Genomic DNA, 15,894 nt, shown 5'->3' on the forward strand with positions numbered 1-15,894 from the left:
CTTCTCTGGCATCGAAAGCGGCATCCTCGTGGCCCTTCGCCGGTCGATCCGGCGTGGGCCGGTTCGAGTACCTTTTCTTCTGAGGCATCGAATCGGTTTCGAGTACATTCTTTCTGAGGCAACGCGGCGGCTTGACCGGCCCGAAGCGGTTGGTATACTCCTTTTTGCGCTTCGGCGCGCCCAGACGTGGGGCCATAGCTCAGCTGGGAGAGCGCATGGCTGGCAGCCATGAGGTCAGGGGTTCGATCCCCCTTGGCTCCACCAGAGACTTTGAGACGACCCGTGCGAGAGCGCGGGTCGTTCTGTGTTGCGGTTGGACGTGTTGGCGCTTGTCCCAGCAAGGCATACCATCGCCTCATGAGGGGATTCGTCGCCAACACCGACTACGACTGGTATTCGTTCCTCGGCTCGCAGCCGGGGATCGACGAGGTCAACTTCTGGAAACCTTCGGGCGGGAGCTTCGGCGCTGTCCCCGTAGGGTCGCCGTTCTTCTTCCGTCTCAAGGCACCGTACAACGCGATCGCGGGCTTCGGATACTTCGCCAACTCCAGCGTCTTGCCTGCCTGGCTCGCATGGGAGGCGTTCCAGGTCAAGAACGGTGCGAGCGATTTCGCCGAGATGAGGCGCCGCATCGAGAAGTACCGAAATCGCTTCAAGTCCCAGCCGTCCAACCGCGCTGGCGACTACGATGTCGGCTGCGTGATGATCGCAGCGCCGGTCTTCTTTCCGCGGGAGTTGTGGGTTCCGGATGCCGACGACTGGGCGCCCAACATCGTCACAGGCAAGACATACTCCCTGACCGAGGGCGAGGGTCTGCGCATCTTCACCGAGTGCATGGCGCGCGCCGAGGGTCTGGGAGGCGCGTCGGCGCTCGTGGCAGAGGACGCACCAAGGTACGGCAAGCCTGTTGAGATCTCGCCGCGCCTGGGGCAGGGCATATTCCGAGTCGAGGTGCTCGACGCGTACGGCCGCGCGTGTGCAGTCACGGGCGAGCACTCGTTATCCGTGCTCGAGGCCGCGCACATCAAGCCGTATGCGGAAGGCGGCGCTCATTCGGTCGATAACGGCCTTCTACTGCGCAGTGACGTGCATAAGTTGTTCGACCTGGGCTACGTCACCGTCACGCCGGATTACGCCTTCCGGATCAGCGATGCCCTGCGCGAGGAGTACAACAACGGTCGCGCCTACTACGAGCATCAAGGCGACAGGCTGCACCTGCCAAGCGATCCGGCGTCGTATCCGAGCCGTGAGCTGCTCGATTGGCATGGGCAGGCCGTCTACCGGGGGTAAGTCCCACCACGGCATACGCGTGTCGCAGTCACTCCTCCGGCTGGCCTTCGGCAGCCATCAGCGGGTTCTGCCGTGCGGGTGCGTAGGCGCGAGGCAGCCGCGTCTTGAAGTACTCGGCGAGTGCCGGATCGGTGCAGAACACGAAGCAGCCCTTGAGCCCGCGCGTCATGAGCACGCGGTAGGTGTTGCGGATCATCTCGTCGGCAAGGCGCTGCGCTTGGGCGGGGTCGGCATCCGCGATCTTCTTGATACCCCTGAGCGACTGGTCCGACTTCGCACGGCGCTTGTAGTCGGTTACGACGCGACCGTCTTCGAAACGCATGTCGTCGCCGATGATGACGCCGACGTAGTCGAACTCGAGGCCCTGCGCGGTGTGGATGCAGCCGATCTGGTGGACCGAATCCGGATCGATCGCCCAGGTAGTGGTGGTATCGAGGTTCCAACTCTTAGCGAAACCCAATTCGGGGATAGCGACGTCGTGGTAGTCGGGGTCGCCCTTGCTGGGCGTCGGCCACTCCCAGCAGTAGCCGGCGACCACGCGCGACTTGTTGTTGCTCACGTTCGCGAGCGCGATGGCCGCGAACATCTCGTTCGGGTCGTCGAACACGCGGAAGTCGTAGTCGAGATTCGGAGTGCGCCCGTTCTCGGCGGGCTGGATACCGATAGCGTCGTCGAGCCACTCGAGGTAGGAGTCGGAGCCGTTGCAGCGGAACTGAGAGTTGAGGGATGTCTCGTAGACGTCGGCGCTGGCCTTCTTGGCAAGCTGTCTGATGTCGTCGACCGTGCCGATGTCCTTGATCGTGACGCGCTGGTTCTCGTCGATGAAGAAGACGCTGAACTTGGATGCGTCGATGATCTCGGCGATCTGGTTGTCACCGAGGTTCTGGAACAGCCCGGACTTCTCGTTGAGACGGTGCGCCTCGTCCACCACTAGCGCGTCGAAGCCGCTGCGGGGCGCCTCGAGGTACATCCCCGAACTCTTGAACAGGTTCTGGATGAACGCCTTCTTGTGTCGCGCCTGCAGCAGCTTGGAATAGACGTTGCGCGGCGCGCTGTTCTTGGACACGTACTGGCAGACCATATCCTCGGCGGTCAGGCGCACGAGCAGGTTCACGGCAACGACGGACTTCCCGGTGCCGGGGCCGCCCCGCACGATGAGCACGTTCTTTCGCCCGGTCTTGTATGACTGGCGGGCGAGTTCGAGCGCTGTCTCGAAGACGACTTTCTGGTCGTCGATCATGACGAACTCGTCGTTGCCGGCCAGCATGCCGGTCAGCGCGTCCTGCAGGGACTTGGACGGCCTGAGCTTGCCCGACTCGATGCGGTAGAGGACTTCGCCGTCGTCACCGAGTTTGATGCGGCCGCAGATGAAATCGCGCAGGCGAGGCACGTCGCCGTTGCAGAACGCGGGCGCCTTCTCGAGGTATTCGGCGTAGCGAGGGTCGAGCAGAGGGTCATCGGTGTCAGCGAGACAGTAGTTGTGGAGATACGCGCAGGGCTGCAGGACGACCTGGGCGTCGCGGACGGCCTCGTTGTAGTCCTCGATCATTCTCGCGTACGACCACGCCTGGTAGGAAGGATGACTGACCTCGCGGTGACCCCCGCCTACGAAGGTCCGGACGATGCCGTCCTTACCATAGACAGCCTCGAGTTTGTCCCACTGCTTGAGCTCGATGATGACCGCTGACTCATCGGCGGCAGACTCCCGGCCGGTGAGCAGGAAGTCGATACGGCTCCCGGTGTATGGGACTCCGAACTCGATGGCGACACCGCAGGTGGCGGGGATGCGGTCGGTGTTGAGGACCTTGTACATGTACTGCATCGAGTTGCGCCACGAGCGGACTTCGCTGGCGGCGGGCCGGTGAACGCGCTGCCGGAAGGCGTCACTGATGCGTTCGACGATCACGTCACGATCGACGTGGTCCATGAACTCGGACTTGGTCGCCTGGTAGACGAGCATAGGACCTCCGGAGGAGGTGGGAGGGAAGTACTGGGATGAGGATAGCAGGAGGGGAGTGTCTCGCGGCACCTGACGTGTGCGTTGACGCAGGGGTACAAGAGGGATACGACTTTCCCCGGGTCGCGACCCGGGGCTGCGAGGCCGCCGAGAGGCGGCCTTCGCGTTTGCTGGGTGCGCTTGTCGCCTCCTCACCCAGGTGCTACCATCGGTACGACCGCACGGTACGACCTTCCGGGAGGTCTCAGCCCATGCCCGTCGACAAGTTCAGCGTCTCTCTGCCCGAAGACCTCGTCGCCGAGGTGGATGGCATCGCGGCGATGGATGGTCTCACGCGCAGCGCGGTGATCCGCGAGGCGACCGCCGCGTATGTCACGCAGCGCAAGTCGGCGGCGTACGCGAAGGAGCGGCGGCGGCGCATCGACTCTGCCCTCGACGGGTTCGAGGACATCGCGCGCGCGTGGGGACCCGACGATCGCTCCGGCGTCGACTACCTGGCGGACGTGCGCGGGGAAGACGCCGAGCATGGGTGAGTGCCCTCTCGTGGTGCTCGACTCGTCGGTCGGGGTGAAGTGGATCAAGCCCGAGGCCGGCCGCGACGCGGCGCTGGCGCTGCTCGAAGACCACCGCGAGGACCGCGTGAGGATCGTCGTCTCCTCGCACTTCTTCCACGAGGTGGTCGCCGTGGCGGTCCGGCGTGGGGGAGCGGACCTCGGCGAGCGGACGTGGGCGAGCCTGCGCGGCGCGGACCTCACCGTCCTCGGACTCGACGACGCTCTCGCCGCGGCCGCCTTCGCCCAGTGCCGCGAGCTGGGCTGCTCGTTCTACGACGCCCTCGCGCCCGCGCTCGCCGAGCGCCTCGGCGCCACGCTGTACTCGGCGAACGCTCGAGCGCACGCCGCCGTGAGCGGTGTGGTCGTCGTCGGGTGAGGCCTACCGAGGTCGGTAGACGTCGGCCCTGTGATCTACCCTGACTACCCGGACCACGTTTTCGTCCTCGATGCGGTAGATCACGCGATATGCGCCGCGTCTCGCGGAGTAGTAGCCGTCCAGTTCGAGTCCCAAGGGCTTACCCACTTGATGCGGGCTCTCCAGAAGCGGCCCCGTGACGAATTCGACGATCGCGGCGGCGGCGAACTCCGGCAGACGGGCCAGCATGCGCTCGGCCGAAGCCGCGAACCTGAGCTCGTAGGACGGCACCGGTACTAGCCTTTCGACAGGTACTTGGCGCGCAACTCGGCTGCCGTGAGACAAGCTCCGCTGTCGATGTCGGCCTCCGCGGCGCGGATCTCCTCCAGTGCCCCGGGCGAGGAGAGGATGTCGAGCGTCTCCTCCAGGCCCGCGAGGTCGTCGGTGCTCAGTATGATCGCCGCAGGCCGGCCGTGGCGCGTGATGACGACGCGCTCGTGCTGACTCTCGACGAGATCGACGATCTCGGAGAGGTGGGCCTTGACGTCTGCGAGCGAGCGAGTCTCTGACATGACCAGAATAGTAGTCATATGTGCGATTCTGTCAAGTGTTGCAACAATATGACGCTTATGTCATATTGTTAGCATGCGATACGACGAACTCTTAGAGGCCGTCGGCGATCTCGGTGTGTTCGAGTCGTCCCTGTTGCTCGCGGGCGAAGTGGACCGTGTCGACGTCGCGAGTCAGCTGTCCCGGTGGACGAAGGCCGGCCGCCTGGTGCAGTTGCGGCGAGGCCTCTACGCGCTCGCAGAGCCTTACGCGCGCCGGCGAACCGACGTGTTCGCCGTGGCGAACCTGCTAGTCCAGCCGTCGTACGTCAGTCTCCAGTCGGCGCTCGCATACCACGGGCTCATCCCGGACGTGGTGCAGGCCGTCACGAGCGTCACCACCGGAAGGCCTCAAGAGCGGGACACTCCGCTCGGCCGGTTCCAGTACCGTCACGTCAAGCCCGCTTGGCTGTGGGGAGCCTCGGTGGAGGCCGTCGGCGGCGACAACGCATTGTTGGCGATGTCGGAGAAGGCTCTTCTCGACCTCGCGTATCTGGAGCGGGACAGCGGTGATCCGAGGTGGGTGTCCGAGCTCAGGCTGCAGAACCTGGAGCGCGTCGACGTCGAACGCCTCCGCTCCGGCGCCGAACGCTCGGGGTCGCGCCACGTGCGCGACTTCGTGGACGCCGTGCTCGGCCTGCGCGAGCAGGAAGGCGAACAAGGGGGGTGGCGGACGTGAAGGACGTGCTCCGCGCGGCGTTGCGGGATGCCCCGGCCGCTCTCCAGCCGCGCAACGTGCTCCGAGAGTACCTGCAGGCCCGCGTCCTTGGCGTGCTTCAGGCCGAAGGCGCGTTCGTACCGCTCGCGTTCGTCGGCGGCACCGCTCTTCGGTTCGTGTACGGGCTGCCGCGCTTCTCCGAGGACCTCGACTTCAGTCTCGAAAGACCGCAGGGCGGCTACGAGCCCGAACGGTACGCCGACGCGCTCCTCGGCACGTTCCGGCTCGAAGGCTACGACGTGGCCGTGCGCTCTCGACTGGAGACGACTATCGACAGGATCGACGTGCGCTGGTCGGGTCTCATGTACGAGCTGGGCTTGAGCCCCCACCCGGACGAGACGTTCACGGTCAGAGTCGAGACGGACACGCGACCGCCCGAGGGCGCCGGACTCGAGGTCACCTCGGTCATGCGTCATCGGCCGCTGCGGATACAGCACCACGACCGGGCTTCGCTCATGGCCGGAAAGGTGGCGGCCTTGCTCACCGGGGACTGGGTCAAGGGCCGAGACGTCTACGACCTGGTCTGGTATCTGAGCGACGCCGGCCAGCCGCCGCCGAACGCCGGACTGCTTCGCTCGGCGCTCGAGCAGTGGGGGCACGGTGATGTCGGAGAGCGGGCAGAGCGCTGGGCTTCCGTCGTTGGGGAGCGTCTCGAGGCCGCCGACTGGCCGGCGGTGCAGCGGGATGTGTCGCCTTTGCTCGAGCGACGAGAGGACGTTGCGCTACTCGACCGTGAAGCGGTGTTCGCGCTCCTTGCCCGTGTCGCAGGTAAGGAGTAACCTCACAAGTAAGGAATCACCGAACGAGGAGGAGCGATGGAGGCGCGTGCGCGGATGACGTCGAAGGGCCAGGTGACCGTTCCGGTCGAGGTCCGTCGCGCCCTCGGCGTCGAGGAGGGCGACATGCTCGTCTTCGAGGTGGCCGGCGCCTATGCGACCGTGCGCAAGCGTCGTCCCACGCTGGAGGTGGCTGAAGAGGTGAGGGCGCGCTACATGGGCGGCCGCGAGCCTCGGTCCATCACGAACCGCGAGGCCATCGAGGAACACTTCGCTTCGGAGCAGGAAGCGAGCGTCGGCGACGTCCTCTACGTGAGCTCGGGAGACGGCACCTTTGCTCGCTGACGCGAACGTGGTGATCGCCGTGCTCGCCGGTCCGGCCGATCCGCACGCCGCGGCCGTCGAGCGGCTCGTGCGCGACCTCGAGGAGTGCGAGGAGCGCCTCGTCGTGACCGAGGGCGTGCTCGCCGAGACCGCCTGGGTGTTGCACAGCCGCTTCGGCATGTCCCCGCGCGAGATATCCGGCGCGCTGCTCGCGCTGCTGGATTCCGCCGCGTTCGATTCGTGGGATCCGCCGCTGGTGACCGAGGCGTTGCGCATCATGGCCGACGAGCCGCGGCTCGACCTCGTCGACGCGCTGCTCGCCGCGAGGGACGCGATGGGCGCCGGGCGAGTCGTCACACTCGATCGCGTCCTCGCCCAGACGATCGCCCGGGAACACGGTCGCGCGTAGACCCTGGGTGACCTTCAGCTTGACGTCTTGGTTAGGTTTAGATTATAAACCTTACTAAAGAGGTTGTGTGGTATGGGAAACTTCATCCGGCAGCGATGGATCTCCGAGGCGGTCAGCGGCGTGCCGCGGGCCGACCGGCGCTCGTGCGAATACGACGCGTACATGCCGGACACCCTGGTCGATCGCCCGATATCTCTGGACGGCGAAGTGGCCGCGGACGTAGCCGATGCCGAAGCCGCGATCGCCCGGCTCGATACCCGCGTCTCCGCGCTCACCGACACCGAGACGCTCGCACGCATCCTGATACGAGCGGAATGCGTGGCTTCATCACGGATCGAGGGGCTCGAGGTCTCCGCCCGGCGACTTCTGCGAGCCGAAGCCGCACGGCAGATGGGCGAGTCGCCCGCGGACGTCAGCGCGGAAGAAGTGCTGGGCAATATCGAGGCGATGCGCGCTGCGCTCACCGCAGCCGAGGGCGGGGATCTACTCACCACGGAAACGCTCCTCGAAGTCCATCGACGTCTGTTGCGGGACACGGACCTCCAAGCACACGCCGGGCGCATCCGTGTCGCCCAGAACTGGATCGGCGGCAGCGCGTACAACCCGTGCTCGGCGGCGTATGTACCTCCGCCGCCGGCGCAAGTGCCGGCGCTGCTCGACGACCTCTGCGAGTTCTGCAGTTCCGATTCGCTGCCCGCGGTGGTGCAGGCAGCCATCGCCCATGCGCAGTTCGAGACCATCCACCCGTTCGCGGACGGGAACGGCCGCATCGGGCGCGCCTTGGTGCATCTGGTCCTCCGACGTCGCGGCCTGTCGACGCACGTCCAGCCACCGATATCGCTCATCATTGCGACCAGGGCGAAAGGCTACATCAGCGGGCTCACCGGGTTCCGGCACGGCGGCGCGCCCGGCAGTCCTGCCGCGCATGAAGGTCTCAACGCATGGGTCGGCTTCTTCGCCGCTGCGTGTACCCGCGCGGTGGACGATGCCGCTGTCTTCGAGGATCGCTGCCGCGAGATCGAGGTCGAGTGGCGCGCGCGGCTCGGTCGCATCCGTTCCGGGTCCTCGGTGGATCTGCTGCTTCGAATGCTGGCAGGGACGCCGGTCTTGAGCGTGAAGAGCGCGATGGCGGTTCTCGGCCGCAGTAAGCCGCAGGTGAACGATGCGGTGGCAAGACTCGAAGGGGCGGGGATACTGCGGCAGGTGACGGTCGGCCGCCGCAATCGGGCGTTCGAGGCGCGAGAGGTGATCGAAGAGTTCGCGGAGCTAGAACGGCGGTTGGCCAGTCCCGGTTCCCGTCCTTGACGTCTCCACCCCCTGTGGGAGAACCTGTTTAACGGCTTCCGACACGAAGGGTGGATATACATGAAGGCCATCGTCGTATACGAATCGCTTTGGGGTAACACGGCCGCCGTCGCGCGTGCCATCGCGGTAGGCATCGGCGGAGATGCGCGGGCGCTGTCCACCTCGGAGGCGACCGCGGACGTGGTCACCGGCGCCGACCTCATCGTCGCGGGCGCGCCGCTGCTCGGCTTCAGCCTCCCGACGGACGCCATGCGCGAGAGTATCCGCTCGAACCCGGCGAACAGGACACCCGACCTCTCGAGCCCTTCTATGCGTTCCTGGCTCGACTCGATGCCCGCGGGCAAGGGCGTGGGCGCCTCCTTCGAGACGCGCATCTGGTGGTCGCCGGGCAGCGCGGCCAAGACCATCGCCGACGGACTCGATCGCGCCGGGTACCGCAGCGCGGGCAACATCGAGCGCTTCATCGTGAAGGGCAAGTACGGCCCGCTGCGCGACGGCGAGATCGACAAGGCGCGCCACTGGGGCGTCGGCCTCGCCGCGAAGGTCGTCTGACGCGGCCTGCTCGGCTATCATGCGGGGGAACCGTCCCCGTCACATGTGAGGCCCCCGTGACCCGTCCGTTCGACCCGCACGCGTTCGAGGAGAAGTGGCAGGCCGTCTGGGCGGCCGACCGTCAGGACGCCGCGGTCGAGGACGCCTCCAAGCCCAAGAAGTACGTCCTCGAGATGTTCCCGTATCCTTCCGGCGACATCCACATGGGCCACGTGCGCAACTACACCATCGGCGACGTCGTCGCGCGCCACGCCGTCATGAACGGTCGCTCCGTCCTCCATCCCATCGGCTGGGACGCCTTCGGCCTTCCCGCCGAGAACGCCGCCATCAAGTCTTCCACACACCCCGCCACCTGGACGTACGCGAACATCGAGAAGCAGGCCGCCTCCTTCAAGCGCATGGGCTTCAGCTACGACTGGGACCGCACCGTCGTCACCTGCGACGAGGACTTCTACCGCTGGGGCCAGTGGATCTTCATCAAGTTCTGGGAGCGCGGCCTAGTCGAGCGCAAGTCCTCTCCCGTGAACTGGTGCCCGTCGTGCAAGACCGTGCTCGCGAACGAGCAGGTCATCGGCGACGGTGTGTGCTGGCGCTGCAAGACGCCCGTCGTCCAGCGCGAGCTCGAGCAGTGGTACTACCGCATCACCGAGTACGCGCAGCAGCTCCTCGACGACCTCGACGCGATGCCGGGCTGGCCCGAGCGCGTCAAGACGATGCAGGCGAACTGGATCGGCCGCAGCGAGGGCGCACACGTCGACTTCACGCTCTGCGACGAGGCCGGACAGCCCACGGACGAGACGATCACCGTCTTCACGACGCGGCCGGACACGCTCTTCGGCTGCACGTTCTTCCTGCTCGCGCCGGAGCATCCGCTCGTAGGGCGCCTCGTGAGCGGCACGCCTTGGGAGGCCGACGTCACCGCGCTGCGCGTCGCGGCTGCCCGCGAGACGGCCGTCGAGCGCGAGGCGGGCGAGCGCGAGAAGCAGGGCGCCTTCACCGGCCGCTACGTCGTGAACCCGGTCAACGGCGAGAAGGTGCCGGTCTGGGTCGCCGACTACGTGCTGATGGGCTACGGCACGGGCGCCGTCATGGCCGTGCCCTGCGGAGACCAGCGCGACTTCGAGTTCGCGCGCAAGTACGGCTTGCCGATCCCGCCGGTGGTGGTGGCGGACGACGATCCGCTGGCGGCCGAGCTCGGCGCCACACGCGAGCGCACGATGGCCGACGTGACCTGGGAGGTCGCCTACGACGGCCCGGGCGTGATGGTGCAGTCGGGCGACTTCACCGGTCTTCCCGCCGGCAAGGGCTCCGAGGGGATGCGCTCGGTCACCGAGTGGCTGCAGCGCCGCGGGGCGGGGAAGGCTGCGATCAACTTCCGCCTTCGCGACTGGCTCATCTCGCGTCAGCGCTACTGGGGCAATCCCATCCCGGCGATCCACTGCCCGGCGTGCGGGCTCGTGCCGGTGCCGGAGGCCGACCTGCCGGTGCGACTGCCGAAGGACGTCGACATCACCAAAGGCGAGACGCTCGCCGACCACCCCGAGTTCTACGAGACGACTTGTCCGCGCTGCGGCGGCGCCGCCCGGCGCGAGACCGACACGATGGACACTTTCACGTGTTCCTCCTGGTATTACCTGCGCTATTGCGACGCTCGCAACGACGCCGCCATCTGGGACAAGGCGAAGGTCGGCTACTGGATGCCGGTCGACCAGTACATCGGCGGCATCGAGCACGCGATCCTCCACCTGCTCTACTCGCGCTTCTTCACGAAGGTCCTGCGCGATATGGGGCTGCTCGACTTCGACGAGCCGTTCACGAACCTGCTCACGCAGGGGATGGTCAAGCTCGACGGCCACACGATGTCGAAGAGCAGGGGCAACGTCGTGGCGCCGGAGGACATGATCGCGCGCTACGGCGCCGACACGCTGCGCGCTTACATCCTGTTCATGGCGCCGCCCGACAAGGATCTCGAGTGGAGTTACGAGGGCCTCGACGGCATGCACCGCTTCTTGGGACGCGTGTGGCGGCTCGTCGGCGAGATCGCCGGGGAGAGTGGCGGCGCGGGTGCCGGCGGCGACGCGGCCGCGAAGGCGCTGCGGCGTGCGCTGCACGTGACGATACGGCGCATGAGCGAGGACATCGAACGCTTTCAATTCAACACGGCGATCTCCGCGCTCATGGAGCTCGTGAACGCCGCGAACGACTACCGTCGCGACACGCCCGCTCCTCAGCGCGACGCGGCGCTGCTGCGCGAGGTCGCCGAGGGCGTGACGGCGCTGCTCGCGCCGATCGCGCCGCACGCCGCCGAGGAGCTTTGGCGCGAGGTGCTCGGCGGGACCGGCTCGGTGCACCGCCGCGCGTGGCCGGTCTTCGACGCCGCCGCGGCCGCCGCGGATGAGATCGAGATCGCGGTGCAGGTCAACGGCAAGGTCCGCGACCGGCTCGTCGTCGCGGCCGACGCTTCGAGCGAGGCCGTCGAGGCCGCCGCGCTCGCGCTGCCGAACATCGTGCGCAACCTCGAGGGCATGACGGTGCGCAAAGTGCTCGTCGTCCCCGGGAGGCTCGTGAGCATCGTCGCCGGGTGAGATACCGGTGAAAGCCCGGTAAGGCCCGCGTGGTCAGATAGCGAGTGACGATCCGGACGCCCCCTCCGCCCGCCGGGTGAGGGGGCGTCCGTGCGCGAGGGTACCAAGGAACGGCTCGACGAGCTGGCGGCGCGCGCCGGTCTCGGCGGCGTGCCCTCGTCCGCGCTGGTGTGGCTCGTCGCGGCGTGCGTGGCGATCGCGCTGTGGGCGGCGTGGCGGTTCTGGCCGCGTGCGACCGAGGCGGCGGAGCCGTTCGCTGCGCCGGAAGCGGCCGCTACCGCTCCGGCGGAGTCAGCGTCGGCCACGGCCGCCGTCGAGGCGCCGCGCGTGTTCGTGCACGTCGTCGGCGCCGTGCGCCGTCCGGGCGTCTACGAGCTTCCCGCCGGGAGTCGCGTCGGGGAGGCGATCGAGCTCGCGGGTGGTGTGCTGGGCTCCGGCCGCGCCGATGCGATCAATCTCGCGCGCGTGCTGCAGGACGGCGAGCAGGTGAGGGTCCCGACGCAAGCGGAAGCCGAGCGCGCGGCCGCCGCCGGGGTACCTGCGGCGGGGTCGGGACAGGCGGTCGGCGCCGCCGAGGCGAGGGCGAGCCCCGGTGGTCGCGTCGACATCAACACGGCCGACGAGGCGCTGCTCGACACGCTGCCGGGCATCGGGCCGGCGACGGCGCAGAGGATCGTCCAGGACCGCAGCTCGAACGGGCCGTTCAGGCGAGTCGACGACCTGCTGCGCGTCCCCGGCATCGGCCCGAAGAAGCTCGACGCCCTGCGCGACCTGGTCACCGCGGGATGAGCGCAGCGTCGCCGCAACACGAGTCGCGGCGTCCGACCCTGCCCGCGACGGTGTGGTTCGCCGTCGCGCTGTGGGCGGGCGCGACGGCGGGGGAGTCGGCGAGCTGGCGCGCGTACGCCGCGGGAGGCGGCGTCGAGCGGGCGTGGGCGATGGTGGGGATCGCGTGCGCGGCCGCTCTGGCCTGCGCGTACGCCGTGCGACGCCCACGTGCGGCGCGCTGGCCGCGGGCAGCGTGCGTCGTCCTCATCGGCGCCGCACTCGGCGGGACGCTGTCGCTGGCGTACGGCGGCTGGTGGCGCGCATCCGGCGCGACCTGCGCGGACGCGGGGGCGATCGACTGGCGCGGCGTCGTCGTGGCGGACCCGGCGGACGGGAAGTACGGACCGGTCGTCCTCGTGCGGCTCTCCGCTCCCGTCGCGCGACGCGCCGTCGTGCGCGTGGGCTGGCCCGAAGCGACGCCCGTGCCCTCCCTCGGGCAGGCCGTGGCGTTCTCGGCGGTCCTGCGCACGCCCGACGCCGCGAAGCCGTGGTCACGGCCGTCCGCCCGTCGCGGGGAGTGCGCGTCCGGCCGGGCGTGGCGCGCCCGCACGCTCGGGTGGCGCCCGGGTCCCGTGGGCGCGCTGCTGCGCTGGCGTGCGGCGGTCGCGCGCCGGGTCGCGGACATCCCGGGCGCGGGCGGCGATCTTCTCACCGGGATACTCCTCGGCGACCGGAGGCGAGTCGCCGGCACCCCGGTCGAGGACGACTTCCGAGCGCTCGGGCTATCGCACATCCTCGCGGTCTCGGGAGACCACCTCGGGCTCGTCGCGCTGGGTATCGGTGCGCTGCTGCGCCGCGCGAGGGCCCCGCGCTGGTCGCAGGTGCTCGGGACGATGGCGGCGGGCGCTGCATTCGCGGTGGTGACGGGGTTCCAGCGCTCCGCGCTGCGCGCGCTGGGCATGGTCGTCGCTGCCGGGAGCGCGACCCTGGCGGGACGGCGCGCGGACGGCCTCGCGGCGCTGCCGCTGGCAGTGACGGCGATCGTCGCGTGCGAGCCGTGGTCGGTCTTCGACGTGGGATTGCGTCTGTCGGTGCTCGCCGTCGGAGGACTTCTGTTCTTCGGCGGCCTGGCGACCGAGTGGACGGGCGCGGCGCTGCCCGAGCGCTCGTCCGAGCGGATCGTCATGCCGCTCGCGTGGACCCTGACCGCGCAGGCGACGACGCTGCCGGTCGCCGCCGCGACCTTCGGGATGGTCTCGATCGTCGCCCCGGTAGCGAACGTCGTCGTGTTGCCGCTCATCCCGCCCGCGCTCACGCTCGGCGTGTGCGGTGCGCTCGCGTCCCCGCTCGCAGCACCGTCCAAGCTGCTCCTGCGTGTCGCCGCGATGCTGCTTGCGGGGTCGGCGTGGATCGCGGCGTGGATCGCGCGGCTCCCGGGCGCCGCGATACCGACCGCGGGCCTCCCGGCGTTCGCGATACCCGCCTGGATCGCGGGGATCGCCGCGGTCTGGGCGTTCTGGCCGCACCCCGGAAGCCGCACCGTCGCGCGCTGTCTGGCGCTTGCTTCGACTACGGTCATGGTCGCGGTGGCGCTGGGCCCTTCGGTCGCTGCCGGGTCGGAGATCGTCGTCCTCGACGTCGGTCAGGGAGACGCCGTGCTCGTGCGCGACGGTGCGCACGCCGTCCTCGTCGACACCGGTCCCGACGGGACGGCCCTGCGCCGCGCCCTGGGGCGGGAAGGCATCCGCCGGCTCGACGGGATCATCCTCACGCACGCGCACGACGACCACACGGCGGGCTTGGCGGGGCTGCGCGGCATCGTGCGGTCCGGTTGGATCGCCGGCAGCGCGGTCGAGACGGCGGATTGCGAGAAGACGGCAGGACTCGACGTGCGCGGTGTCCCGGTCCTTCCGGTGGCGGCCGGCAGTGTCGCGAAAGCGGGCCGCTGGCGGCTCGAGGCCCTCTGGCCGCGCGCCGGTGACGAGCCGGAGTCGGCGAACGCGGGGAGCGTCGTCCTGCTCGCTCGCTTCGGGCGGTTCTCGGCGCTGCTGTGCGGCGATGCCGAGGCCGACGTCCTGGGCGCACTCGCGGGCGATGGCCTGCTTCCCCGGGTAGACATGTTGAAGGTGCCGCACCACGGCAGTGCGGCGGGCCTGAACGACACGGTACTCGAGGCGCTGCGTCCGCGCGTTGCCGTCATCAGCGTGGGTGCCGCCAATCCGTTCGGGCATCCGACGCCGACGGCGTTGCGGCTGCTCGCGTCCTACGGTGCGCGCGTGTTGCGGACCGATCGCGACGGCGACGTGACGGTGCGCGTCTCGGCGACGGCGTGGGCCGTGAAGGTCGGCCGTGGCCGTGGCAGCCGCGAGAGTGCGTGTGCGAGAATGGGTCCTGCTCCAGACCGGCTGCGGAAGGCTTCGCATGGCGACGCGCGACCTGAGCGACCTCAAGGCGGTCTACCTCATCCACGGCGCGGAACCCGTGATGCTCGAAGCCGCGGTCCGCCGCCTGCGTGACCGCATCGCGAAAGCGGGGGACGCCGACTTCGATTCCGACACGTTCGACGGGGAGACCGCGACGGCCGACATGGTCGTCTCGGCGGCGAACACCCTGCCGTTCATGGCCGGCCGGCGTCTCGTGGTCGTGGACGACGTCGAGAAGATGTCCGCCGCCGACCTGGAAGAGCTCACCGCGTACGCGAAGGATCCTTCGCTGACGACGTGCCTGGTGCTCGTCGCGGCGAAGATCGCCAAGAACACGAGACTCTACAAGGCCGTGGATGCCATCGGCGGCGTCTTCGAGTACGCGGCTCCGAAGAAGAACCAGTACTCGGGCGAGGTCGTGCGGATGTTCCAGGAACGTGGCAAGACCGTCGGCCTCGACGTCGCGGACGCGCTTGTCCATGCGGTCGGTCACGACCTGCAACGCCTCATGACGGAGGTCGACAAAGTCTGCGCGTTCGCCGGTGAAGCGGTGATGCTGTCGCGCGCCGACGTGGCGGCTGTCGTCGCGTCCACCGCGCCGCCCTCGATCTTCGAGTTCCTCGACGCGATGGGGATGCGGGACGGCGGGAAGGCGTTGGGGCTCATGAGCGACCTCATCGCTTCGGGCGACGCCCCGGAGCGCATCGAGGCGATGGCCGTGCGTCACGTGCGCGGCCTCACCAGCGTTCGCGCGCTCCTCGACCGCGGCATGTCGCAGTCGGCGATAGCGCGCGAGATCGGCATGCAGGACTGGCAGATGCGCAACCTCGCGCGCCAGGCCGAGAAGTTCCGCGTGGAACAGCTCACGCGAGCGCTGCGGGACGCCACCGAGATGGAGGCCGGACGCAAGACGAGCCGGGTGGATGCCCGGCTCGCGCTGGAACGCTGGGTGCTGTCGGTGTGCGGGAGGGCCGGCTAGCCCTCGAGCTTCTCGACGAGCTTGCGGATGCCCGACTTGCGGTTGGCCGCCTGGTTCTTGTGGATGACGCCCTTGCTCGCCGCCTTGTCCAACGCACGGGCGGCGACGCGCTCCGCGGCCACCGCGGCGGCCTTGTCGCCCGCTTCGACGGTCTCGTTCACGCGGCGGACGACGGTCTTCACGTATGAGCGGACTGCCTTGTTGCGTGCGGCGGCCTTCGCGTTCGTCAGGTTCCGCTTCTTCTGGCTCTTGATGTTGGCCACGTTCTCGGTTCCTCTCGTGTGGTCAGTG

Annotated in this window: 18 protein-coding genes and 1 tRNA gene; 14 read left to right on the forward strand and 5 right to left on the reverse strand. The window is 68.6% G+C overall.

Features of this window, described 5'->3' with window-relative positions:
• A partial coding sequence (locus WC971_09770; GenBank protein MFA5845101.1) for a hypothetical protein occupies positions 1 to 196 on the reverse strand: 196 nt, incomplete at its 3' end.
• Here WC971_09770 and WC971_09775 point away from each other — a divergent pair.
• A tRNA-Ala gene (locus WC971_09775) sits at positions 189 to 264 on the forward strand. The genes WC971_09770 and WC971_09775 overlap by 8 nt on opposite strands.
• 93 nt (positions 265 to 357) lie before the next feature.
• Positions 358 to 1,290: an HNH endonuclease gene (locus tag WC971_09780; GenBank protein MFA5845102.1), complete on the forward strand. Its 933-nt coding sequence runs from the start codon at positions 358 to 360 to the stop codon at positions 1,288 to 1,290.
• A gap of 28 nt (positions 1,291 to 1,318) precedes the next feature.
• Here WC971_09780 and WC971_09785 read toward each other — a convergent pair whose 3' ends face one another.
• Complete coding sequence (locus tag WC971_09785; GenBank protein ID MFA5845103.1) at positions 1,319 to 3,250, reverse strand: DUF2075 domain-containing protein; 1,932 nt, start codon at positions 3,248 to 3,250, stop codon at positions 1,319 to 1,321.
• 248 nt (positions 3,251 to 3,498) lie between these two features.
• Here WC971_09785 and WC971_09790 point away from each other — a divergent pair, with 248 nt between their 5' ends.
• Together WC971_09790 and WC971_09795 are read left to right on the forward strand one after the other, a co-directional pair.
• Complete coding sequence (locus tag WC971_09790; GenBank protein MFA5845104.1) at positions 3,499 to 3,780, forward strand: ribbon-helix-helix protein, CopG family; 282 nt, start codon at positions 3,499 to 3,501, stop codon at positions 3,778 to 3,780.
• Positions 3,773 to 4,177, forward strand: coding sequence for a type II toxin-antitoxin system VapC family toxin (locus WC971_09795; GenBank protein MFA5845105.1), 405 nt, complete (start codon positions 3,773 to 3,775; stop codon positions 4,175 to 4,177). Before WC971_09790 ends, WC971_09795 begins: the two co-directional genes overlap by 8 nt.
• 3 nt (positions 4,178 to 4,180) lie before the next feature.
• Here WC971_09795 and WC971_09800 read toward each other — a convergent pair whose 3' ends face one another.
• Positions 4,181 to 4,447 (reverse strand): type II toxin-antitoxin system RelE/ParE family toxin, encoded by a 267-nt coding sequence (locus WC971_09800; GenBank protein ID MFA5845106.1) that lies wholly within the window; start codon positions 4,445 to 4,447, stop codon positions 4,181 to 4,183.
• Between the two features lie 5 nt (positions 4,448 to 4,452).
• Positions 4,453 to 4,728: a type II toxin-antitoxin system Phd/YefM family antitoxin gene (locus WC971_09805; GenBank protein MFA5845107.1), complete on the reverse strand. Its 276-nt coding sequence runs from the start codon at positions 4,726 to 4,728 to the stop codon at positions 4,453 to 4,455.
• 73 nt (positions 4,729 to 4,801) lie between these two features.
• Here WC971_09805 and WC971_09810 point away from each other — a divergent pair, with 73 nt between their 5' ends.
• The 10 genes from WC971_09810 (at position 4,802) to holA (ending at position 15,603) form a co-directional block, all read left to right on the forward strand.
• Complete coding sequence (locus tag WC971_09810) at positions 4,802 to 5,443, forward strand: hypothetical protein (GenBank protein MFA5845108.1); 642 nt, start codon at positions 4,802 to 4,804, stop codon at positions 5,441 to 5,443.
• Positions 5,440 to 6,261 carry a nucleotidyl transferase AbiEii/AbiGii toxin family protein gene (locus WC971_09815; protein ID MFA5845109.1) on the forward strand — a complete coding sequence of 274 codons (822 nt, stop codon included), beginning with the start codon at positions 5,440 to 5,442 and terminating at the stop codon, positions 6,259 to 6,261. The genes WC971_09810 and WC971_09815 overlap by 4 nt, the downstream gene beginning before the upstream one ends.
• A 36-nt stretch (positions 6,262 to 6,297) precedes the next feature.
• Positions 6,298 to 6,603 carry an AbrB/MazE/SpoVT family DNA-binding domain-containing protein gene (locus tag WC971_09820; GenBank protein ID MFA5845110.1) on the forward strand — a complete coding sequence of 102 codons (306 nt, stop codon included), beginning with the start codon at positions 6,298 to 6,300 and terminating at the stop codon, positions 6,601 to 6,603.
• The gene (locus WC971_09825) at positions 6,593 to 6,991 is read left to right on the forward strand and encodes a PIN domain-containing protein (GenBank protein MFA5845111.1); all 399 of its coding nucleotides are present in this window, start codon (positions 6,593 to 6,595) and stop codon (positions 6,989 to 6,991) included. The genes WC971_09820 and WC971_09825 overlap by 11 nt, the downstream gene beginning before the upstream one ends.
• A gap of 72 nt (positions 6,992 to 7,063) precedes the next feature.
• Positions 7,064 to 8,296 (forward strand): Fic family protein, encoded by a 1,233-nt coding sequence (locus WC971_09830; GenBank protein ID MFA5845112.1) that lies wholly within the window; start codon positions 7,064 to 7,066, stop codon positions 8,294 to 8,296.
• 60 nt (positions 8,297 to 8,356) lie between these two features.
• Positions 8,357 to 8,848, forward strand: coding sequence for a hypothetical protein (locus WC971_09835; GenBank protein MFA5845113.1), 492 nt, complete (start codon positions 8,357 to 8,359; stop codon positions 8,846 to 8,848).
• Between the two features lie 56 nt (positions 8,849 to 8,904).
• Positions 8,905 to 11,433, forward strand: coding sequence for a leucine--tRNA ligase (gene leuS, locus WC971_09840; GenBank protein MFA5845114.1), 2,529 nt, complete (start codon positions 8,905 to 8,907; stop codon positions 11,431 to 11,433).
• A 90-nt stretch (positions 11,434 to 11,523) separates the two neighbouring features.
• Positions 11,524 to 12,222 (forward strand): ComEA family DNA-binding protein, encoded by a 699-nt coding sequence (locus tag WC971_09845; GenBank protein ID MFA5845115.1) that lies wholly within the window; start codon positions 11,524 to 11,526, stop codon positions 12,220 to 12,222.
• Positions 12,219 to 14,717, forward strand: a complete 2,499-nt coding sequence (locus tag WC971_09850) for a DNA internalization-related competence protein ComEC/Rec2 (GenBank protein ID MFA5845116.1) — start codon at positions 12,219 to 12,221, stop codon at positions 14,715 to 14,717. The genes WC971_09845 and WC971_09850 overlap by 4 nt, the downstream gene beginning before the upstream one ends.
• Positions 14,623 to 15,603, forward strand: a complete 981-nt coding sequence (gene holA / locus WC971_09855) for a DNA polymerase III subunit delta (protein MFA5845117.1) — start codon at positions 14,623 to 14,625, stop codon at positions 15,601 to 15,603. The genes WC971_09850 and holA overlap by 95 nt, the downstream gene beginning before the upstream one ends.
• Here the strand turns inward: holA and rpsT are convergent.
• Complete coding sequence (gene rpsT / locus WC971_09860) at positions 15,600 to 15,866, reverse strand: 30S ribosomal protein S20 (GenBank protein ID MFA5845118.1); 267 nt, start codon at positions 15,864 to 15,866, stop codon at positions 15,600 to 15,602. The genes holA and rpsT overlap by 4 nt on opposite strands.
• Between the last annotated feature and the right edge of the window lie 28 nt (positions 15,867 to 15,894).

It is taken from the genome of Coriobacteriia bacterium (genome assembly GCA_041658765.1).
Classification (GTDB): Bacteria; Actinomycetota; Coriobacteriia; order Anaerosomatales; family JBAZZO01; genus JBAZZO01.

Bases quoted from the DNA above. Each gene is read 5' to 3' on its own strand.
- WC971_09780 (MFA5845102.1), top strand. From the start codon at position 358: ATGAGGGGATTCGTCGCCAACACCGACTACGACTGGTATTCGTTCCTC.
- WC971_09785 (MFA5845103.1), bottom strand. From the start codon at position 3,250: ATGCTCGTCTACCAGGCGACCAAGTCCGAGTTCATGGACCACGTCGAT.
- WC971_09790 (MFA5845104.1), top strand. From the start codon at position 3,499: ATGCCCGTCGACAAGTTCAGCGTCTCTCTGCCCGAAGACCTCGTCGCC.
- WC971_09795 (MFA5845105.1), top strand. From the start codon at position 3,773: ATGGGTGAGTGCCCTCTCGTGGTGCTCGACTCGTCGGTCGGGGTGAAG.
- WC971_09805 (MFA5845107.1), bottom strand. From the start codon at position 4,728: ATGTCAGAGACTCGCTCGCTCGCAGACGTCAAGGCCCACCTCTCCGAG.
- WC971_09810 (MFA5845108.1), top strand. From the start codon at position 4,802: ATGCGATACGACGAACTCTTAGAGGCCGTCGGCGATCTCGGTGTGTTC.
- WC971_09820 (MFA5845110.1), top strand. From the start codon at position 6,298: ATGGAGGCGCGTGCGCGGATGACGTCGAAGGGCCAGGTGACCGTTCCG.
- WC971_09830 (MFA5845112.1), top strand. From the start codon at position 7,064: ATGGGAAACTTCATCCGGCAGCGATGGATCTCCGAGGCGGTCAGCGGC.
- WC971_09835 (MFA5845113.1), top strand. From the start codon at position 8,357: ATGAAGGCCATCGTCGTATACGAATCGCTTTGGGGTAACACGGCCGCC.
- WC971_09850 (MFA5845116.1), top strand. From the start codon at position 12,219: ATGAGCGCAGCGTCGCCGCAACACGAGTCGCGGCGTCCGACCCTGCCC.
- holA (MFA5845117.1), top strand. From the start codon at position 14,623: ATGGCGACGCGCGACCTGAGCGACCTCAAGGCGGTCTACCTCATCCAC.